General features: G+C 73.2%; 12 protein-coding genes. 7 read left to right on the plus strand and 5 right to left on the minus strand.

Annotated features, from left to right (window positions below):
* The first annotated feature begins 113 nt into the window (after positions 1-113).
* Genes KME79_RS28010 through KME79_RS28020 form a run of 3 tightly spaced genes read left to right on the plus strand, consistent with a single transcriptional unit; the run spans position 114 to position 5289 of the window.
* Positions 114-1721 carry an NAD(P)H-dependent oxidoreductase subunit E gene (locus KME79_RS28010; RefSeq protein WP_219547164.1) on the plus strand — a complete coding sequence of 536 codons (1608 nt, stop codon included), beginning with the start codon at positions 114-116 and terminating at the stop codon, positions 1719-1721.
* Complete coding sequence (fdhF, locus tag KME79_RS28015; protein WP_308249077.1) at positions 1718-4414, plus strand: formate dehydrogenase subunit alpha; 2697 nt, start codon at positions 1718-1720, stop codon at positions 4412-4414. Before KME79_RS28010 ends, fdhF begins: the two co-directional genes overlap by 4 nt.
* Complete coding sequence (locus KME79_RS28020) at positions 4411-5289, plus strand: universal stress protein (RefSeq protein WP_219547168.1); 879 nt, start codon at positions 4411-4413, stop codon at positions 5287-5289. Before fdhF ends, KME79_RS28020 begins: the two co-directional genes overlap by 4 nt.
* An 80-nt stretch (positions 5290-5369) precedes the next feature.
* Here KME79_RS28020 and KME79_RS28025 read toward each other — a convergent pair whose 3' ends face one another.
* Positions 5370-6680: an aminotransferase class V-fold PLP-dependent enzyme gene (locus KME79_RS28025; protein WP_219547170.1), complete on the minus strand. Its 1311-nt coding sequence runs from the start codon at positions 6678-6680 to the stop codon at positions 5370-5372.
* A gap of 242 nt (positions 6681-6922) precedes the next feature.
* Here KME79_RS28025 and KME79_RS28030 point away from each other — a divergent pair, with 242 nt between their 5' ends.
* The 3 genes from KME79_RS28030 to KME79_RS28040 are packed head-to-tail and all read left to right on the plus strand — an operon-like array spanning position 6923 to position 9770.
* Positions 6923-7360 carry a hypothetical protein gene (locus KME79_RS28030; RefSeq protein ID WP_219547172.1) on the plus strand — a complete coding sequence of 146 codons (438 nt, stop codon included), beginning with the start codon at positions 6923-6925 and terminating at the stop codon, positions 7358-7360.
* Positions 7361-7416: 56 nt separating this feature from the next.
* The gene (locus KME79_RS28035) at positions 7417-8508 is read left to right on the plus strand and encodes a PLP-dependent cysteine synthase family protein (protein WP_219547174.1); all 1092 of its coding nucleotides are present in this window, start codon (positions 7417-7419) and stop codon (positions 8506-8508) included.
* The gene (locus tag KME79_RS28040) at positions 8505-9770 is read left to right on the plus strand and encodes an MFS transporter (RefSeq protein WP_219547176.1); all 1266 of its coding nucleotides are present in this window, start codon (positions 8505-8507) and stop codon (positions 9768-9770) included. The genes KME79_RS28035 and KME79_RS28040 overlap by 4 nt, the downstream gene beginning before the upstream one ends.
* A 39-nt stretch (positions 9771-9809) precedes the next feature.
* On the opposite strand, the gene KME79_RS28045 is transcribed toward KME79_RS28040, so the two are convergent.
* Genes KME79_RS28045 through KME79_RS28060 form a run of 4 tightly spaced genes read right to left on the minus strand, consistent with a single transcriptional unit; the run spans position 9810 to position 12889 of the window.
* Entirely contained in the window at positions 9810-10841 is a 1032-nt protein-coding gene (locus tag KME79_RS28045; protein WP_219547336.1) for an ABC transporter ATP-binding protein, read from the minus strand.
* Positions 10838-11671, minus strand: a complete 834-nt coding sequence (locus KME79_RS28050; RefSeq protein ID WP_219547178.1) for an ABC transporter permease — start codon at positions 11669-11671, stop codon at positions 10838-10840. Before KME79_RS28050 ends, KME79_RS28045 begins: the two co-directional genes overlap by 4 nt.
* Positions 11672-11677: 6 nt before the next feature.
* The gene (gene modA / locus KME79_RS28055) at positions 11678-12466 is read right to left on the minus strand and encodes a molybdate ABC transporter substrate-binding protein (RefSeq protein ID WP_219547180.1); all 789 of its coding nucleotides are present in this window, start codon (positions 12464-12466) and stop codon (positions 11678-11680) included.
* Positions 12467-12475: 9 nt separating this feature from the next.
* Entirely contained in the window at positions 12476-12889 is a 414-nt protein-coding gene (locus KME79_RS28060; RefSeq protein ID WP_148030920.1) for a TOBE domain-containing protein, read from the minus strand.
* Positions 12890-13107: 218 nt separating this feature from the next.
* On the opposite strand from KME79_RS28060, the gene KME79_RS28065 reads away from it, so the two are divergent.
* Positions 13108-14937 (plus strand): glycoside hydrolase family 15 protein, encoded by a 1830-nt coding sequence (locus KME79_RS28065; RefSeq protein ID WP_246640553.1) that lies wholly within the window; start codon positions 13108-13110, stop codon positions 14935-14937.
* Positions 14938-14945 lie beyond the last annotated feature (8 nt).

Genomic DNA, 14945 nt, shown 5'->3' on the forward strand with positions numbered 1-14945 from the left:
TGACCAGCGCCTTCGTAGGACAGTCACCGGCACGGGTTCATGATGGGAATGTGGGTTCAACCAGCAGATTCGACGCTTTTCGCGCGCTGGCCGAGCGTCGCGGGCGTCCGCGGATGCTGGATTCCCTGTCCAAGGCGGCGAGAGCCGGACAAGGATCCGCCGAGGAGCGGGCGCCCGAAGTGGCCCGGCGACTCGGCCTGCCGGCCGCGGCGGGGCTCGGACCGGCCACCTTCTACGCCGATCTGGCCGCTCCCCGCGGTCGCCGTCACGTCCGGGTCTGCACCGCCGCCGCCTGCTTCGCGGCCGGGTCGGGCCGCCACGTCCAGGAGGTGGAGGAGGCGCTCGGCGTCGCGGCGGACCACGTGGACGCGCAGGCGCGGGTCTCGCTGCAGAGCGTCCGGTGCCTCGGCTACTGCTACGCGGGCCCGGCCTGCCTCGACGGCGACACGCCGTGCACCGGCCCGGAGCCGGCCGCCCAGCTCTCCGGCCGCGCGCGGGCCCACGCTCCCCCGATACCCGCCGCCGACGCCACCGGCGCTCCGGTGGTGCTGGCCGGCGTCGTCGGGAGAGAGGATCCCTGGGAGGTGTGGCCCCGCGTGGTGCGGACGCTCGCCCCGGACCGGGTCCTCGCCGAGGTGGCGGCCTCCGGGCTGCGCGGGCGCGGAGGAGCCGGTTTCCCGGTGGCCGCCAAGTGGGCCGCCGCCCAGGGCTCGCCCGACACCGTGGTGGTGGCCAACGGCGACGAGGGCGACCCGGGCTCGTACGCCGACCGGCTGCTGATGGAGGCCGATCCGGGACGGGTGCTGGAAGGGCTGGCGCTGGCTTGTCACGCGGCCGGAGGCCGCCGCGGCGTGGTGCTGGTCCGGTCGGAGTATCCGCGGGCGCTGGCCCGCATGCGGGCCGCGGTGGAGCGGGCACGCGCCGACGGGCATCTGGGACGGCGGATCCACGGCACCGGCGTCGATCTCGACATCGAGGTGGCCGAGGGCGCGGGCTCCTATGTCGCGGGCGAGGAGACCGCCCTCGTCGCGGGGCTCGAAGGCGGGCGTGGCTGCGCCCGGCCGCGCCCGCCGTACCCGACCAGGCAGGGCCTGTGGGACGCCCCGACCGTGGTGAACAACGTGGAGACGCTGGCCGCGGTCCCGTGGATCGTCCAGCGGGGCGGAGACGCCTACGCCGCGCGGGGCACGTCCTCGGAGACCGGCACGAAGCTGGTCTGCCTGTCCGAGCGGTTCGCCCGGCCGGGCTGCTACGAGGTCGAACTCGGCACGTCCGTGCTCGCGATCGTCGAGGAACTGGGCGGCGGCCTGCGCGAGGGCTCGGAGCTGGCCGTGGTGCAGGTCGGCGGGCCTCTCGGCGGCTTCCTCGCCGCCGGCGAACTCGACGTGCCGCTGTCGGAGACGGCCCTGGCCGGTCGCGGCGCGGCGCTCGGACACGCCGGGCTCGTCGCCTTCGACCAGCACGTCGAGCCCGAGGACGTGCTGCGGCACGTGTGGGAGTTCGCCGCCGCGGAGAGCTGCGGGGCGTGCTCGCCGTGCCGGGTGGGGTCCCGCCGGGGTCTGGAGATCGCCCGGACCGCCGCGCGGGCGGGCGACGAGTACGCGCGGCTGCTGCGCGTCATGGGCGAGGCCAGCCTGTGTGCTTTCGGACGTCGCGTGCCGGCGGCGGTGCGCAGCCTCGCCCGCGCCTACGGCGACCGGCTGGCGGGGTGGGACCGGTGAGGGTTCTGGTCGACGGGGTGACCGCGCACGTGGCGGACGGCGCCTCGATGCTCGACGCCGTGCGCGCGGCCGGCGGCGAGCTGCCCACGTTGTGCGACGACGACCGGCTGACCTCGGTGGGCTCCTGCCGCACCTGCCTGGTCAGATCCGGCGGCTCGGTGGTGGCCGCCTGCGTCACTCCGGCCGCCGACGGCGCCCGGATCGAGGTCGCCGCCGAGGATCTGCGGACGTCGCGCCGCGAGGCGGTCGAGCTGATCGTCTCGGCGCTGCCGCCGTACGCGCTCGACGGCGGCAGCGAGCTGGCCACACTCTGCCACTCGCTGGGGATAGCCGCGGACCTGGCCAGGGGAGCCGGCGGCCGGGGACATGACGACAGCCACCCGTACGTCCACCTCGACCGCGACCTGTGCATCGCCTGCGGCCGGTGCGTGCGCATGTGCGCCGAGGTGCAGGGCACCTTCGCCCTCACCCTGACCGGACGGGGTTCCGACACGGTGGTGGCGCCCGGCACGGGAGGGCCGTGGGCGGAGTCCGACTGCGTCTCCTGCGGCGGCTGCGTCGACACCTGTCCCACCGGGGCGCTCACCGAGCCCGGCCTGCCCGGCGGCGGCCGAGCGCCGGAGGCGGCCCGCACCCGCACCACGTGCGGCTACTGCGGGGTGGGCTGCTCGCTGGACGTGCTCACGCGCGACGGCGAGGTGATCGCGGTGTCGCCCGCCCACGACGGCCCGGTCAACCGCGGGCACGCGTGCGTCAAAGGACGGTTCGCCCACGGCTTCCTCCGCTCGCCCGAGCGTCTCACCGGGCCGCTGCTGCGCCGCGCCGGCCGGCTGCGGCCGGCGAGCTGGCGCGAGGCGCTCGACCACGTCGCCCGGGGGCTACGGGCCGCGGTCGCCGCGGGCGGCCCCGGCGCGGTGGCGGCGATCTCCTCGGCCAGGGCGACCAACGAGGAGAACTACCTGCTCCAGAAGTTCATGCGGGTCGTGATCGGCACCAGCAACGTCGACAACTGCTCAAGGCTGTGCCACTCCCCCTCGGCCGCCGGACTGACAGCGACGTTCGGCCTGTCCGGCGGCACCGACGGCTTCGACGACGTGGAGACCGCGGACTGCCTGCTGCTGGTGGGCGCCAACCCGGCCGAGGCGCATCCGGTGGTCGGCGCGCGGCTGCTCCAGCGGACCCTGCGCGGGGCACGGCTCGTCGTGGCGGACCCCCGGGCGGTCGGCCTGGCCCGCTACGCCGACGTGCACCTGCGGCCCCGGCCCGGCACCAACGTCGCGCTCTTCCACGGGCTGGCCCACGTCATGCTCGCCGAGGGCCTGGTCGACGAGGAGTTCCTGCGCCATCGGGCGAGCGGCCTGCCCGAGCTCACCGCGCTGCTGGAGGACTACTCGCCGGAGCGGGCCGCCGCCGTCACCGGCGTCCCCGCCGGCGACATCGTCGCGGCCGCCCGACTCTTCGGCCAGGCGGAGCGGCCGGCGATCGTCTACGGGCTGGGCGTCACCGAGCACCTGCACGGCACCGACGGCGTGCGCACCCTGTCCAACCTCGCGATCCTGCGCGGAGCGGTCGGGACCGGCCGCGGCTTCGGGGTGAACCCGCTGCGCGGCCAGAACAACGTCCAGGGCGCTTCCGACATGGGCGCGCTGCCGGACCTCCTGCCCGGGTACGGGAAGGTGACCGACCCCGCCGCGCGGGCCAGGGCCGAGGAGGTGTGGGGCGCCCCGGTTCCCCCGCGGCCGGGGCTGCGCATCCCGCAGATGTTCGCCGCCGCCCGGTCGGGAGAGCTCCGCGCGCTGTGGGTCATCGGCGAGGACGTCTGCGCCACCGATCCCGACAGCACCCTCGTCGCCAAGGCGCTCGACGCCTGCCCGCTCGTCGTCTGCAGCGAGCTGTTCCTGTCCGAGACCGCCCGCAGGGCCGACGTCGTGTTCCCGGTCGCGTCCTGGCTGGAGAAGGAAGGCACCTTCGTCAACTTCGACCGCCGCTTCCAGCGGGTGCGCGCCGCCCTCCGCCCGCCGGAAGGGGTGCTCACCGATTTCGAGGTCATCCACGCGCTGGCCGCGACGCTCGGCGCCGACCTGGGGTGCCCCACCCCGGCTGACGCTCTGGACGAGTGCGCCCGCCTGGTCCCCGCCTTCGCGGGGCTGTCGCACGGACGGCTCGACCGCGAAGGCGCCGTCTGCTGGCCGTGCCCGGACCCCGACCGGCCCGGCGAGTCCTCGCTCTACCGGGAACGGTTCGCGACCCCCGACGGGCTCGCCCACCTCAGCGCCGCGCCCTATCTGCCGCCGGGCGAGCAGCCCGACGACCGTTACCCTCTGGTCCTGGTCACCGGACGGCGCTGGGCGCACTACAACTCCGGCGGGATGACCCGTCGTACGGACAATCTGCGGCTCGACCCCGTCGACCGGGTCGACGTCCATCCGGACGACGCGGCCCGGCACGGCCTGCGCGACGGCGACCGGGTCAGGGTGGAGAGCCGCCACGGCAGCGCCTCCCTGATCGCCCGCCTCAGCGACGACGTGGCTCCGGGCCAGGTGTTCTGCGCTTTCCACTTCCCCTCCAGCGGGGTCAACGCCCTCACCTCCGACCGGGCGGACACCGTGACCTCCTGCCCTGAATACAAGGTCACCGCCGTGCGGCTGACGGCGCTGACGAAGGACACAGAACTTCTCCGGAGGCGGCGATGAGCGATGGATACGCCGGTCGGCCCGTACTGGTCGGCTACGACGACTCGCCGGGGAGCCACCAGGCGCTGAGCTGGGCGCTCGACGCGGCGCGCATCCGAGGGCTGCCGGTACTGGTCTGCCATGCCCTGCACTGGCCCTACGCCTTCCGGCCCGTCACCCACGAGATCATGGCGCAGATCGAGCACGTCGCCCTGACCATCGTGGAGGAGGGCGTCCGCCGTGCCCGGGAGCTGGCTCCCGACGTGAATGTCCTGCAACTGCTCGGCAAGGGCACGCCGGCGGCGGTGATCCTGGAGGCCGGGCGCGACGCGGAGCTGACCGTGCTCGGGTCCCGCGGGCAGGGCGGGTTCGACAGCTTGCAGGTGGGGTCGGCCGCCGTGCAGGTGCCCGCGCACAGCGCGCGGCCGGTCGTCATCGTACGGCCCGTCCCGCCGCCGAGCAGCCCGGAGGTCCGGATCGTGGTCGGGCTCGACGGCTCGCCCCCGAGCCTGGCGGCCTTCGACTTCGCCCTGGACGAGGCAGCCCTGCGCGGCGGCACGGTGCAGGCCCTCTGCTGCTGGACCGAGTGCGGCTCGTCGGCCTGGCAGGATCCGCTGCCCTTCGTGGATTCGCACGCGCTGCGCAGGGGGGCGGAGGCCCGCTTCCGCGAGGTCGCGTCGGAGCTGGCCCGCAGGCACCCCGAGGTGCCGGTCATGACCGCTTTCGTGGCCGAGCGGCCCCAGCGCGCGCTGATCGAGACGGCCCAGGACGCGACGCTCCTCGTGCTGGGGAGCCGCGGCAACGAGTCACCCGCCTGCCTGCTGCTGGGACCGGTGACCCAGACCGCGCTGCGCGAGGCCAGGTGCCCGGTCGCGGTGGTCCCACCGGCCCCGTGACCCTGCCGTCACCTGGGGTATCTGTCAGGCACGCTGCCTGGCCGTACGGCTCGCGCTGACGCCCTGACCTGCGGAGGCGTTCACCGAGGCCGGGTGACGAGGTCGCTCAGGGCCGCTGCCAGGCGGTCGACGTCGTCGGTGGAGGTGAACAGGGCGGGGGTGACCCTGACGGCGTCGCCGCCGCTCATGCCGCTGCGGGCGACCGTGAAGATCCGGTGCTTGGTCATGAGCTCGTCCGCGATCGCGACGTTGTCAGCTTCCGAGTCGCGGCCGGGCAGCCGGAACGCGGTGATGCCGCCGTACATGCCGGGCTCGTCCGGGGTGAGGACCCGCGCGCCGAGCTCGTGCGCCCGGCGGACCCAGCGGTCGCGCAGGAAACGCAGGCGGGCCTCCTTGGCCTTCGCGCCCAGGGTCTCGTGGAAGTCCAGGGCGGCGTCCGCGGTCAGGAACGGGGCCACGTTCATGGTGCCCGAGTGCACCCGTGAGCGGATGTCGGACGCCGGGTAGGTCTCGTCGTCGTACAGAAGATCGATGTCGGCCAGGCGATCCGCGCGGATGTAGAGGAACCCCGCGCCCAGCGGCACGCCCATCCACTTGTGCAGCGAGAACACCCCGAAGTCGGCGTCGAGGCCGGCGATGGTGAAGTCGAGCTGGCCCCAGGAGTGGGCGGCGTCCACGATCACGTCCACGCCGCGCTCACGCGCCATGGCCATGATCTGGCGTACCGGGGTGACCAGGCCGGTGCGGTTGTTCATGTGGCTGAGCAGGAGGAGCCGCACCTTCGGGTGCAGGCGCAGGGCTCGCTCGTAGGTGTCGAGCACCGCCTGACGGGTGGCGGGCTCGGGCATGACGATGCGCTCGACGGTGACGCCGCGCCGGGCTCGCAGCCAGTTCATGGCGTACTGCCCGCTGTGGTAGTCGAGGTCGGCGTACATGACGGCGTCGCCCGGGCGCAGGCGGCGGTAGCCGGAGATCAGGTTCTGCAGGGCCTCGGTGCCGCCCCGGGTGAGCGCGATCTCGTTCCTCGTCACGCCGAGCAGGGCGGCGATCCGGTCGCGGACCTCGTCGGCTCTCGGCTTGTAGGTGGTCCGCAGCAGGTGGGAGCTGTGCTGGTTGAGGTGGTCGACGTTGTGGTGGTACGCCCGCCGGACCGGCTCCGGCATGACCCCGTAGTAGCCGTTCTCCAGGTTCACGAAGTCCGGGCTCACCCGGAACTGCCGCGCGACGGTCGCCCAGAAGCGCTCGTCACGCGCGAGCCGCTCCGGGGCGACGCCGGGCGGCACGGCCAGAGTCGCCGGCGCGTACGCGCGCTCCCGGTCATAGGGGCATGCCACGGCGGCGACCGCCATGGCGCCGAAGCCGGCGACGATCCGTCGTCTGGACAGGGCCATGGCGCACTCCTGATATCAGCGGGAATTGACGGACGGCGGACGAGAAGGACCGCCGCGCTGTCCAGTGTGGCCGATATTCGGGTGGACAGGGCAAACCTTCGGCGCCGTGTCGCGCAGATAAGACGAATGACCGGTCGCTCTCGGCGAGAAAGCCCGCCATAACCTGTGACCGGCGGTAGCTTTACCGGAAAGTTTGCTCCTCCCGAGCGCGCCCGGCCGCCTTCCGGGCACTATTTCAGGTGATGTCAGCGACACGGACGACCCTTTCGCGCCGCCCGGCCGGATCTCGCGCCGGGCGGCTCGTGTCGCACGCGCTGCTGGCGGTCGTCTGGCTGATCGTCGCGGTCTTCGCCCACGGCGGCGCCTGCGCCGCCCTGGAGCTGTCGGAGCAGGCCAGCCACAGCGCCCAGCTCGGCGACGGCGGTCACGCCGCGGACCAGGGGCACGTCGCCGCAGCTCAGCACCGTGCGCACTGCTGGCATCACCAGCTGCCCGAGAGACACAGGCACAGCACGGAGCAGGACGGCTCGGCGACCCACCCGGCCGGCCCGCCGACCGGCGCGCCCATGCCGGCCGCGATCGTCGTCTCCCCTCCCGCCGCCGTGGGCGGCACGGCCCCGGCGGCCGTGGCGGGCCGCCCCACGTCCTGTCAGGAAGATCTCTGTGTGATGCGCATATAGGACGCGCGGCCTTTTCATGAGCCGTCAACCGTCCATTCATTTCGGGGATCTCCATCATGTCATCGCAAGCTGTTTCCGCGCGCCTGAAAGAGGCGCCGTCCGGTAGATATTCGACGCTGCCGCTCTCGGTCGGCAATACGCCGTTGACTTTCATATCCGAGCCGTTCGTGCCGGGCGGCGGAGGATTCTGGGCCAAACTCGAAGGCTTCAACCCGGGCGGCATCAAGGACCGCCCGGCGCTGCACATGGTGCGCCGGGCACGGGCGCGCGGCGACCTCCAGCCGGGCGCGACCGTCGTCGAGTCGACCAGCGGCACGCTCGGGCTCGGCCTGGCGCTGGCCGGCATCGTCTTCGGCCATCCGGTCGTGCTCGTGGCCGACCCCGGCATGGAGCCGCTCATGTGCCGGCTGCTGGCTTCCTACGGGGTACGGCTGGAGATGGTCACCGAGCCCTGCGCCGTCGGCGGTTGGCAGCAGGCCCGCCGCGAACGGGTGCGGCAGCTCCTCGCGGAGAGCCCCGGCGCCTACTGTCCTGACCAGTACAACAACCCCGACAACGTGGACGCCTACGCCGGGCTGGCCCACGAGCTGCTGAACCAGGTGCCCCAGATCGACACGCTGGTGTGCTCGGTCGGCACGGGCGGGCACAGCGCGGGCATCTCCAGCGTGCTGCGCCGCCACTTCCCCGGCCTGAGCCTCGTCGGCGTGGACACCGTGGGCTCGACCATCTTCGGCCAGCCCGCCAGGCCGCGGCTGATGCGCGGGCTCGGCTCCAGCATCTACCCGCGCAACGTCGCCTACGACGCCTTCGACGAGGTCCACTGGGTCGCCCCGGCCGAAGCGGTCTGGGCCTGCCGCACGCTGGCCGCCCTGCACTACGTCTCCGGCGGCTGGAGCACCGGCGCCGTCGCCCTCGTGGCCCGGTGGCTGGCCCGCACGCAGCCCGGCCGGACCATCGTCGCGATCTTCCCGGACGGGCCGTGGCGTTACTGGGAGAGCATCTACGACGACGACTACTGCCGGGCCCACGGCCTGCTCGGCGCCGTCCCGGCCGGCGAGCCGGACCTGCTGATCGCTCCGGACGAGCGGGAAGTCCTCCGCTGGACACGCTGCACAGGCGTGCGCGCCCCGCTGGCAGCCGGGCGATGAGGCGCACCCTGGCCGAGTTCCGCTCCTTCGACCGGCCCATCCAGCTGCTGCAGATCAACCAGGCGGGCATCAACCTCGGCTTCTACATGCTCATGCCCTACCTCGCCCAGCATCTGTCGACCGGCGCCGGTCTGGCCGCCTGGACGATCGGGCTCGTCCTGGGCCTGCGGAACCTGAGCCAGCAGGGCCTGTTCCTGATCGGCGGCACCCTGGCCGACCGGCTGGGCTACAAGCCGCTGATCATGCTGGGGTGCGCGCTCCGTACGATCGGGTTCGCCCTGTTCGGGCTGACCACGTCGCTGCCGTGGCTCCTCGTGGCGGCCGCCGTGACCGGGGTCGCCGGGGCGCTGTTCAACCCGGCGGCCCGCGCCTACCTGGCGTGCGAGGCGGGTGAGCGCAAGGTGGCCGCGTTCGCCGTGTTCAACGTGTTCTACCAGGGCGGCATCCTGCTCGGCCCGCTGGTCGGCATCGCCCTGCTGAACGCCGGTTTCGCCGCCGTGTGCCTGTCCGCCGCGGGGGTCTTCGCGGTGCTGACCGTCATGCAGGGCCTGTGGCTGCCGGCCCGGAGCGGGCCCGCCGGTGAGCATCAGCCGGTGCTGAGCGACTGGCGGCGGGCGTTCGGCGACCGGGCCTTCGTCTCCTTCGCCGCCGCGATGATCGCCTCCTACGCGCTGTCGTTCCAGATGTACCTGGCGCTGCCGCTGGAGGTGGAGCGGGTCGGCGGCGGCGAGAGCGGCGTGATGGCGTTGTACGCGCTGTCGGCGCTGCTCGGCATCGCCGGGCAGGTACGGCTGACCGCCTGGTGCTCGGCCCGGTGGAGCCGGGGACAGGCGATCAGCCGGGGCCTGGCCCTCATGGGGATCGCGTTCCTGCCCCCGGCGGCGACGGCGCACCTGGCCCTGCCCCCGGGCTGGGCGCTGCTGCCTCTGGTGGCGTGCACGCTGCTGCTCACCCTGGGGACGCTGGCCGCCTTCCCGTTCGAGATGGCCACCATCGCCGACCTGGCGGGAGACCGGCTGATCGGCACCTACTACGGCGTGTACAACCTGCTGTCCGGCATCGGGATCCTGGCCGGCAACCTGCTGGCGGGCGCCCTGGTCGACGCGGGCCGCTCCAACGGCATGACAGCTCTGCCGTGGGCGCTGCTGGCCGCCGCGGGGCTGGCCTCCGCGGCGGCCGTCAGGCGGCTGGACAGGAGGGAGCGGCTACCGGTCGCCGGCCGGGTCCCCGCCGCCCACTCGTACGGCACCCGCAAGCGGTAGAAGGCGGGCGCACCCGCTCCCGGGTGATGCCGTGGTCGCTCATGCCGGGTAGGCGTGGGTCTCGGTGGCCTTGACCGAGGCCCAGATCCGCTGGCCCGGGGTCAGGTCCAGGTCGGCCACGGCCGCGGGGGTGATGTCGGCGAACGCGGTGACGGGCCCGTCGAGGTGCACCCGGACGTTGTCGCCGTGCCGTTCGATGCCGTCGATGGTGGCCCGCCACAGGTTGCGCGGGCTGCCGTCCGGGCGGGAGCGGTAGAGCGCCACGGCGGCGGGCGGGAAGGCGACGAACGCGGGCCCGTCGAACTGCTCGCAGGTGTGCAGCAGCAGCTCGCCGACCTTGACCCGGCCGCCGTCCGCGGTGCCGCGATACAGGTTGAGCCCGACCAGCCGGGCCACGTAGTCGGTGCGCGGGCGCCGGGCGACCTCGGCCGGCGCGCCCTGCTGGACGATCGCGCCGTGCTCGATCACGATCAGCCGGTCGGCCAGCACCATCGCGTCGAGCGGGTCGTGGGTGACCAGGACCGTCGCGCCGTCGAAGTCGGCCAGGTGGCGTCGGAGCCGGGAGCGGACCTCCAGCCGGGTGTGGGCGTCGAGCGCGGCCAGCGGCTCGTCCAGCAGCAGCAGCTCCGGCCGCACGGCCAGCGCCCGCGCCAGCGCGACCCGCTGGGCCTGCCCGCCGGACAGCTGCGCCGGTCTGGCGCTCGCTCGGCCGGCCAGGCCGACCCGCTCCAGCAGGGCGGCGGCGGCACGGCGCGACTCGGCCTTGGAGACGCCCTGGCAGCGCGGCCCGAAGGCGACGTTGTCCAGCGCCGACAGATGAGGGAAGAGCAGGTAGTCCTGGAAGACCATGCCGATCGGGCGGCTCTCGGCAGGCAGGGTGTGCAGCGGCCGGCCGCGCAGGCTGATCTGCCCGCCGGACATGCGGGTGAGCCCGGCCAGGGCGCGCAGCGCGGTGGTCTTGCCCGCGCCGTTGGGGCCGAGCAGCGCGACCACCTCCCCGGCGGCGACATGGAGGTCGAGGTCGAGGGTGAACGCGGGCCGGTTGACGACCAGGCGGGCGCGCAGGGTCATGGCGCGCTCACCCACCGGTCGCGCAGGCTGGCCAGGATGACCACGGAGACGGCCAGCAGCACGAGACTGAGCACGATCGCGGCCTCCGGCTCGGTCTCCAGGGCCAGGTAGACGGCCAGCGGCATGGTGCGGGTGGTGCCGGGGAAGTTGCCGGCGAACGTGATCGTCGCGCCGAACTCGCCCAGCGCCCGCGCCCAGCACAGCACCGCCCCGGCCACCACCCCCGGCATGACCATGGGCAGCGTCACCCGCCGGAACACCGTCCAGCGGGAGGCGCCGAGCGTGGCGGCGGCCTCCTCGAAACGCCGGTCGGCGCCGCGCAACGCGCCCTCGACACTGATCACCAGGAACGGCATCGCGACGAACGCCTCGGCCACGATCACCCCCGCGGTGGTGAACGGCAGCGTGATCCCGAAGCTCGCCTCCAGCCACTGCCCGACCAGCCCGCGCCGCCCCAGCACCAGCAGCAACGCGACACCGCCGACCACCGGCGGCAGCACCAGCGGCACGGTGACCAGCGCCCGCACCAGCCTCCGGCCCGGGAACTCCACCCGGGCCAGCAGCCAGGCCAGCGGCACCCCGAGCAGCAGGCACACGACGGTGGCGACGGTGGCCGACACCAGCGACAGCCGCAGCGCCTCCAGCACCTGCGGCTCGGCCAGCCGCTCCAGCAGCGTCGGCCACGGGGCACGGATCAGCAGCCCGGCCAGCGGCAGCACCAGGAAGACCAGCCCTGCCACGGCGGGCAGCACCAGCATCCACGGCAGCCGCCCGGAGACCTCACGGCGCGGGCCCGGCAGGTCGAGGCGCTCCGGCGCGGAAGAGCTCATCCTTGATCAGGGCGCCTCGAAGCCGGCCTCGGTCAGCACGTCCCTGCCCTGCCGCGACAGCACCAGGTCGACGAACTGCCGGGCCGCCTCACCGGCCGGCGCCTTGGCCAGGGTGGCGATCGGATAGTCGTTGATCGCCTGGTCCGCTTCCGGGAACTCGATGCCGGTCACCTTGCCGTCCGAGGCGATCACGTCGGTCGCGTAGACCAGCGCCGCGTCCACCTCCCCCAGCCGCACCTTGGTCAGCGTGGCCTTGACGTCCTGCTCCAGGGTGACCGGGGTGACTTTCAGCCCGGCCGCGGCCAGCGCCCTGGCGGCCGCCGCCCCGCACGGCACCTGCTCGGCGCAGAGCGCCACCTTCACCTCGGGGTCGGCCAGGTCCTTGAGCTCGTCCACCTGCGCGGGGTTGTCGGCGGGGACGGCGATCCGCAGCTTGTTGCGTACGAACGTGACCGGCGCACCGGCCAGCGCGGCGTCGGTGACGGTCTTCATCGTGGCCGGGCTCGCCGCCGCGAACACGTCGGCCGGGGCGCCCTGGACGAGCTGCTGGGCCAGCGTGGCGCTGGAGCCGAAGTTGAACCGGACCGTCGTGCCCGGATGCGCGGCTTCGAAGGCCTTGCCCAGCTCGGTGAAGGTCCCGGTCAGCGACGCCGCCGCGAACACCGTCACCTCTTTCGCGTCGCCGCCGGACGCCGCCTCCGAAGCGGGGGACGTGGCGCCGGAGCCGCACCCCGACAACCCCAGCGCGAGCGCGACGGGCAGGGCGACCGCCCACCGGGAAAGACGAAAGACCAAGGGGGCTCCTCACAGATGACTGGCCACGCGCTCGTGACCGGGGATCTCCACGACGACGTTGGTGGACTTGATCACGGCGACCGCCACCACCCCCGGCTCCAGGCCCAGCTCGTCGGCGGCCTGGCGGCTCATCAGCGACACCACCCGGAACGGCCCCGCGGCGATCTCCACCTGCGCCATCACCGCGTCGCGGATCACCTCGGTGACGATCCCGCGGAAACGGTTGCGCGCCGACGTGCGGCCGCCGTCGCCGACCGACTCGACCTGGGCGCGGGCGAAGGCGGCCAGGTCGGCGCCGTTGACCCGCCGGTGGCCGTGCTCGTCGCGCTCCGCGCGCAGCCGGCCCGCGTCCACCCATCGGCGGACCGTGTCGGAGCTGACCCCGAGCAGCGCCGCGGCCTCACTGATCCGGAACGTCGTCACAGCCCTCACCATACCCTTCGCACATGCCAACCTGAATACCGGTCTTCCACCGCAACAGCGGCGCTCTCTACGGATCTGCCATGGCATCCACGAGATCCGCGGCGTGACCGGGCCGGCGAGAACACCCGAGGAAGATCTGCCGCCCCTTGGCGAACCTCAGAGGCTGTCACGAACCCAACATGTCTACCTTGAGGGACAGACAGGGAGAAAGGGCGGCCATGACTGCTGGAGAACCCGGTCACTCAGGCGACTCCCGCTACCTGCCGATCGGAGACCACGGTCTCATCGGCGACCTGCGGACGGTGGCGCTCGTGGGCACCAACGGCACCATCGACTGGTACTGCTGCCCGCGCTTCGACGCGCCCAGCGTGTTCGCCGCGATCCTCGACGCCGACCGGGGCGGCTCGTTCGAGCTGGCCGCCGACACCCCGGCCAGGACCAAACAGTTCTACTTCCCCGACACCAACGTCCTCATCACCCGCTTCTTCGCCGACGACGGGGTGGGCGAGATCCAGGACTTCATGCCCATCGCGGACGACTCGCGCGAGGCCGACCGGCACCGGATGATCCGCCGGGTGTCCTGCGTCCGCGGCTCGCTCCCGTTCCGCGCCCGGGTCGCGCCCCGCTTCGACTACGCGAGGCAGCCGCACACCGTGATCCCGCAGGAGGATCGCGTGCTGTTCGAGTCGGCGTCGCTGTCGCTGTCCCTGACCGCCAGCGTGCCGATGGAGACCGACGGGCAGGACGCGTGGGCGAAGTTCGAGCTCAGCGAGGGAGAGCAGGCGGTGTTCGCGCTCGACCGGATCGGCGGCGACCTGGCGGCGCGCGGCTGCCCGATCGCGGAGGCCGAGGACGAGTTCACCGCCACGGTCCGCTACTGGCGGCGCTGGCTGTCGTCCTCGCGCTACCGTGGCCGGTGGCGCGAGGTGGTCCACCGCTCCGCGCTCACGCTCAAGCTGCTCACCTACGCCCCGACCGGCGGGATCGTCGCCGCGCCGACGACCAGCCTGCCCGAGCAGCTCGGCGGCGAGCGCAACTGGGACTACCGCTACGTGTGGATCCGCGACGCCGCGTTCTGCGTGTACGCGCTGCTCAGGCTGGGCTTCACCAAGGAGGCGGAGGCCTTCATGGGCTTCCTGTCCACGCACGTGCCGCTCAGCAGCGACAGCGGCACCGGCCCGCTGCAGATCATGTACGGCATCGACGGGCGCAGCGACCTGCCCGAGCACGAACTCGGCCATCTGGAGGGCTATCGGGGCTCCGCCCCGGTGCGGATCGGCAACGCCGCCGCCGACCAGCTCCAGCTCGACATCTACGGGGCGCTCATCGACTCCATCTACCTCTACAACAAGTGGGGCGACCCGATCGCCAGCGACCGCTGGGACGAGCTCTGCACCCTGGTCGACTGGGTCTGCCTGCACTGGGACCAGCCCGACGAGGGCATCTGGGAGACCCGCGGCGGCCGTAAGAACTTCGTCTACTCGCGGCTGATGTGCTGGGTGGCCATCGAGCGTGCCATGCGGGTGGCGATCCAGCGCGGGCTGCCCGCCGACATCCCGCGCTGGCGCGAGGCACGCGACGCGATCTACCAGGAGATCATGCGGCGCGGCTGGTCGGCCAAGCTGCGGGCGTTCGTCCAGCACTTCGACGAGGACGTGCTGGACGCGTCCCTGCTGATGATGCCGCTGGCCAAGTTCGTCTCGCCGACCGACCCCAAGTGGCTGTCCACCCTCGACGTACTCGGCGACGGGCTGGTCTCCGACTCGCTGGTCTACCGCTACGACCCGGCGGTCAGCTCCGACGGGTTGCGGGGCTCGGAGGGCACGTTCTCCATCTGCTCCTTCTGGTACGTCGAGGCCCTGGCCCGCGCCGGCCGCGTCGACGAGGCCCGCCTGGCCTTCGAGAAGATGCTCACGTACGCCAACCATCTGGGCCTGTACGCCGAGGAGATCGGCCACACCGGCGAGCAGCTCGGCAACTTCCCGCAGGCCATCACCCACCTCGCGCTCATCAGCGCGGCCTTCAACCTCGACCACGCCCTCGGCTGACGGCGAAA

Source organism: Nonomuraea harbinensis (assembly GCF_019396385.1).
GTDB classification, from domain to species: Bacteria; Actinomycetota; Actinomycetes; order Streptosporangiales; family Streptosporangiaceae; genus Nonomuraea; species Nonomuraea ferruginea.

Coding starts and splice junctions, on each gene's coding strand:
- KME79_RS28010 (WP_219547164.1), top strand. CDS start 114: ATGCTGGATTCCCTGTCCAAGGCGGCGAGAGCCGGACAAGGATCCGCC.
- KME79_RS28020 (WP_219547168.1), top strand. CDS start 4,411: ATGAGCGATGGATACGCCGGTCGGCCCGTACTGGTCGGCTACGACGAC.
- KME79_RS28025 (WP_219547170.1), bottom strand. CDS start 6,680: ATGGCCCTGTCCAGACGACGGATCGTCGCCGGCTTCGGCGCCATGGCG.
- KME79_RS28030 (WP_219547172.1), top strand. CDS start 6,923: ATGTCAGCGACACGGACGACCCTTTCGCGCCGCCCGGCCGGATCTCGC.
- KME79_RS28035 (WP_219547174.1), top strand. CDS start 7,417: ATGTCATCGCAAGCTGTTTCCGCGCGCCTGAAAGAGGCGCCGTCCGGT.
- KME79_RS28040 (WP_219547176.1), top strand. CDS start 8,505: ATGAGGCGCACCCTGGCCGAGTTCCGCTCCTTCGACCGGCCCATCCAG.
- KME79_RS28045 (WP_219547336.1), bottom strand. CDS start 10,841: ATGACCCTGCGCGCCCGCCTGGTCGTCAACCGGCCCGCGTTCACCCTC.
- KME79_RS28050 (WP_219547178.1), bottom strand. CDS start 11,671: ATGAGCTCTTCCGCGCCGGAGCGCCTCGACCTGCCGGGCCCGCGCCGT.
- KME79_RS28065 (WP_246640553.1), top strand. CDS start 13,108: ATGACTGCTGGAGAACCCGGTCACTCAGGCGACTCCCGCTACCTGCCG.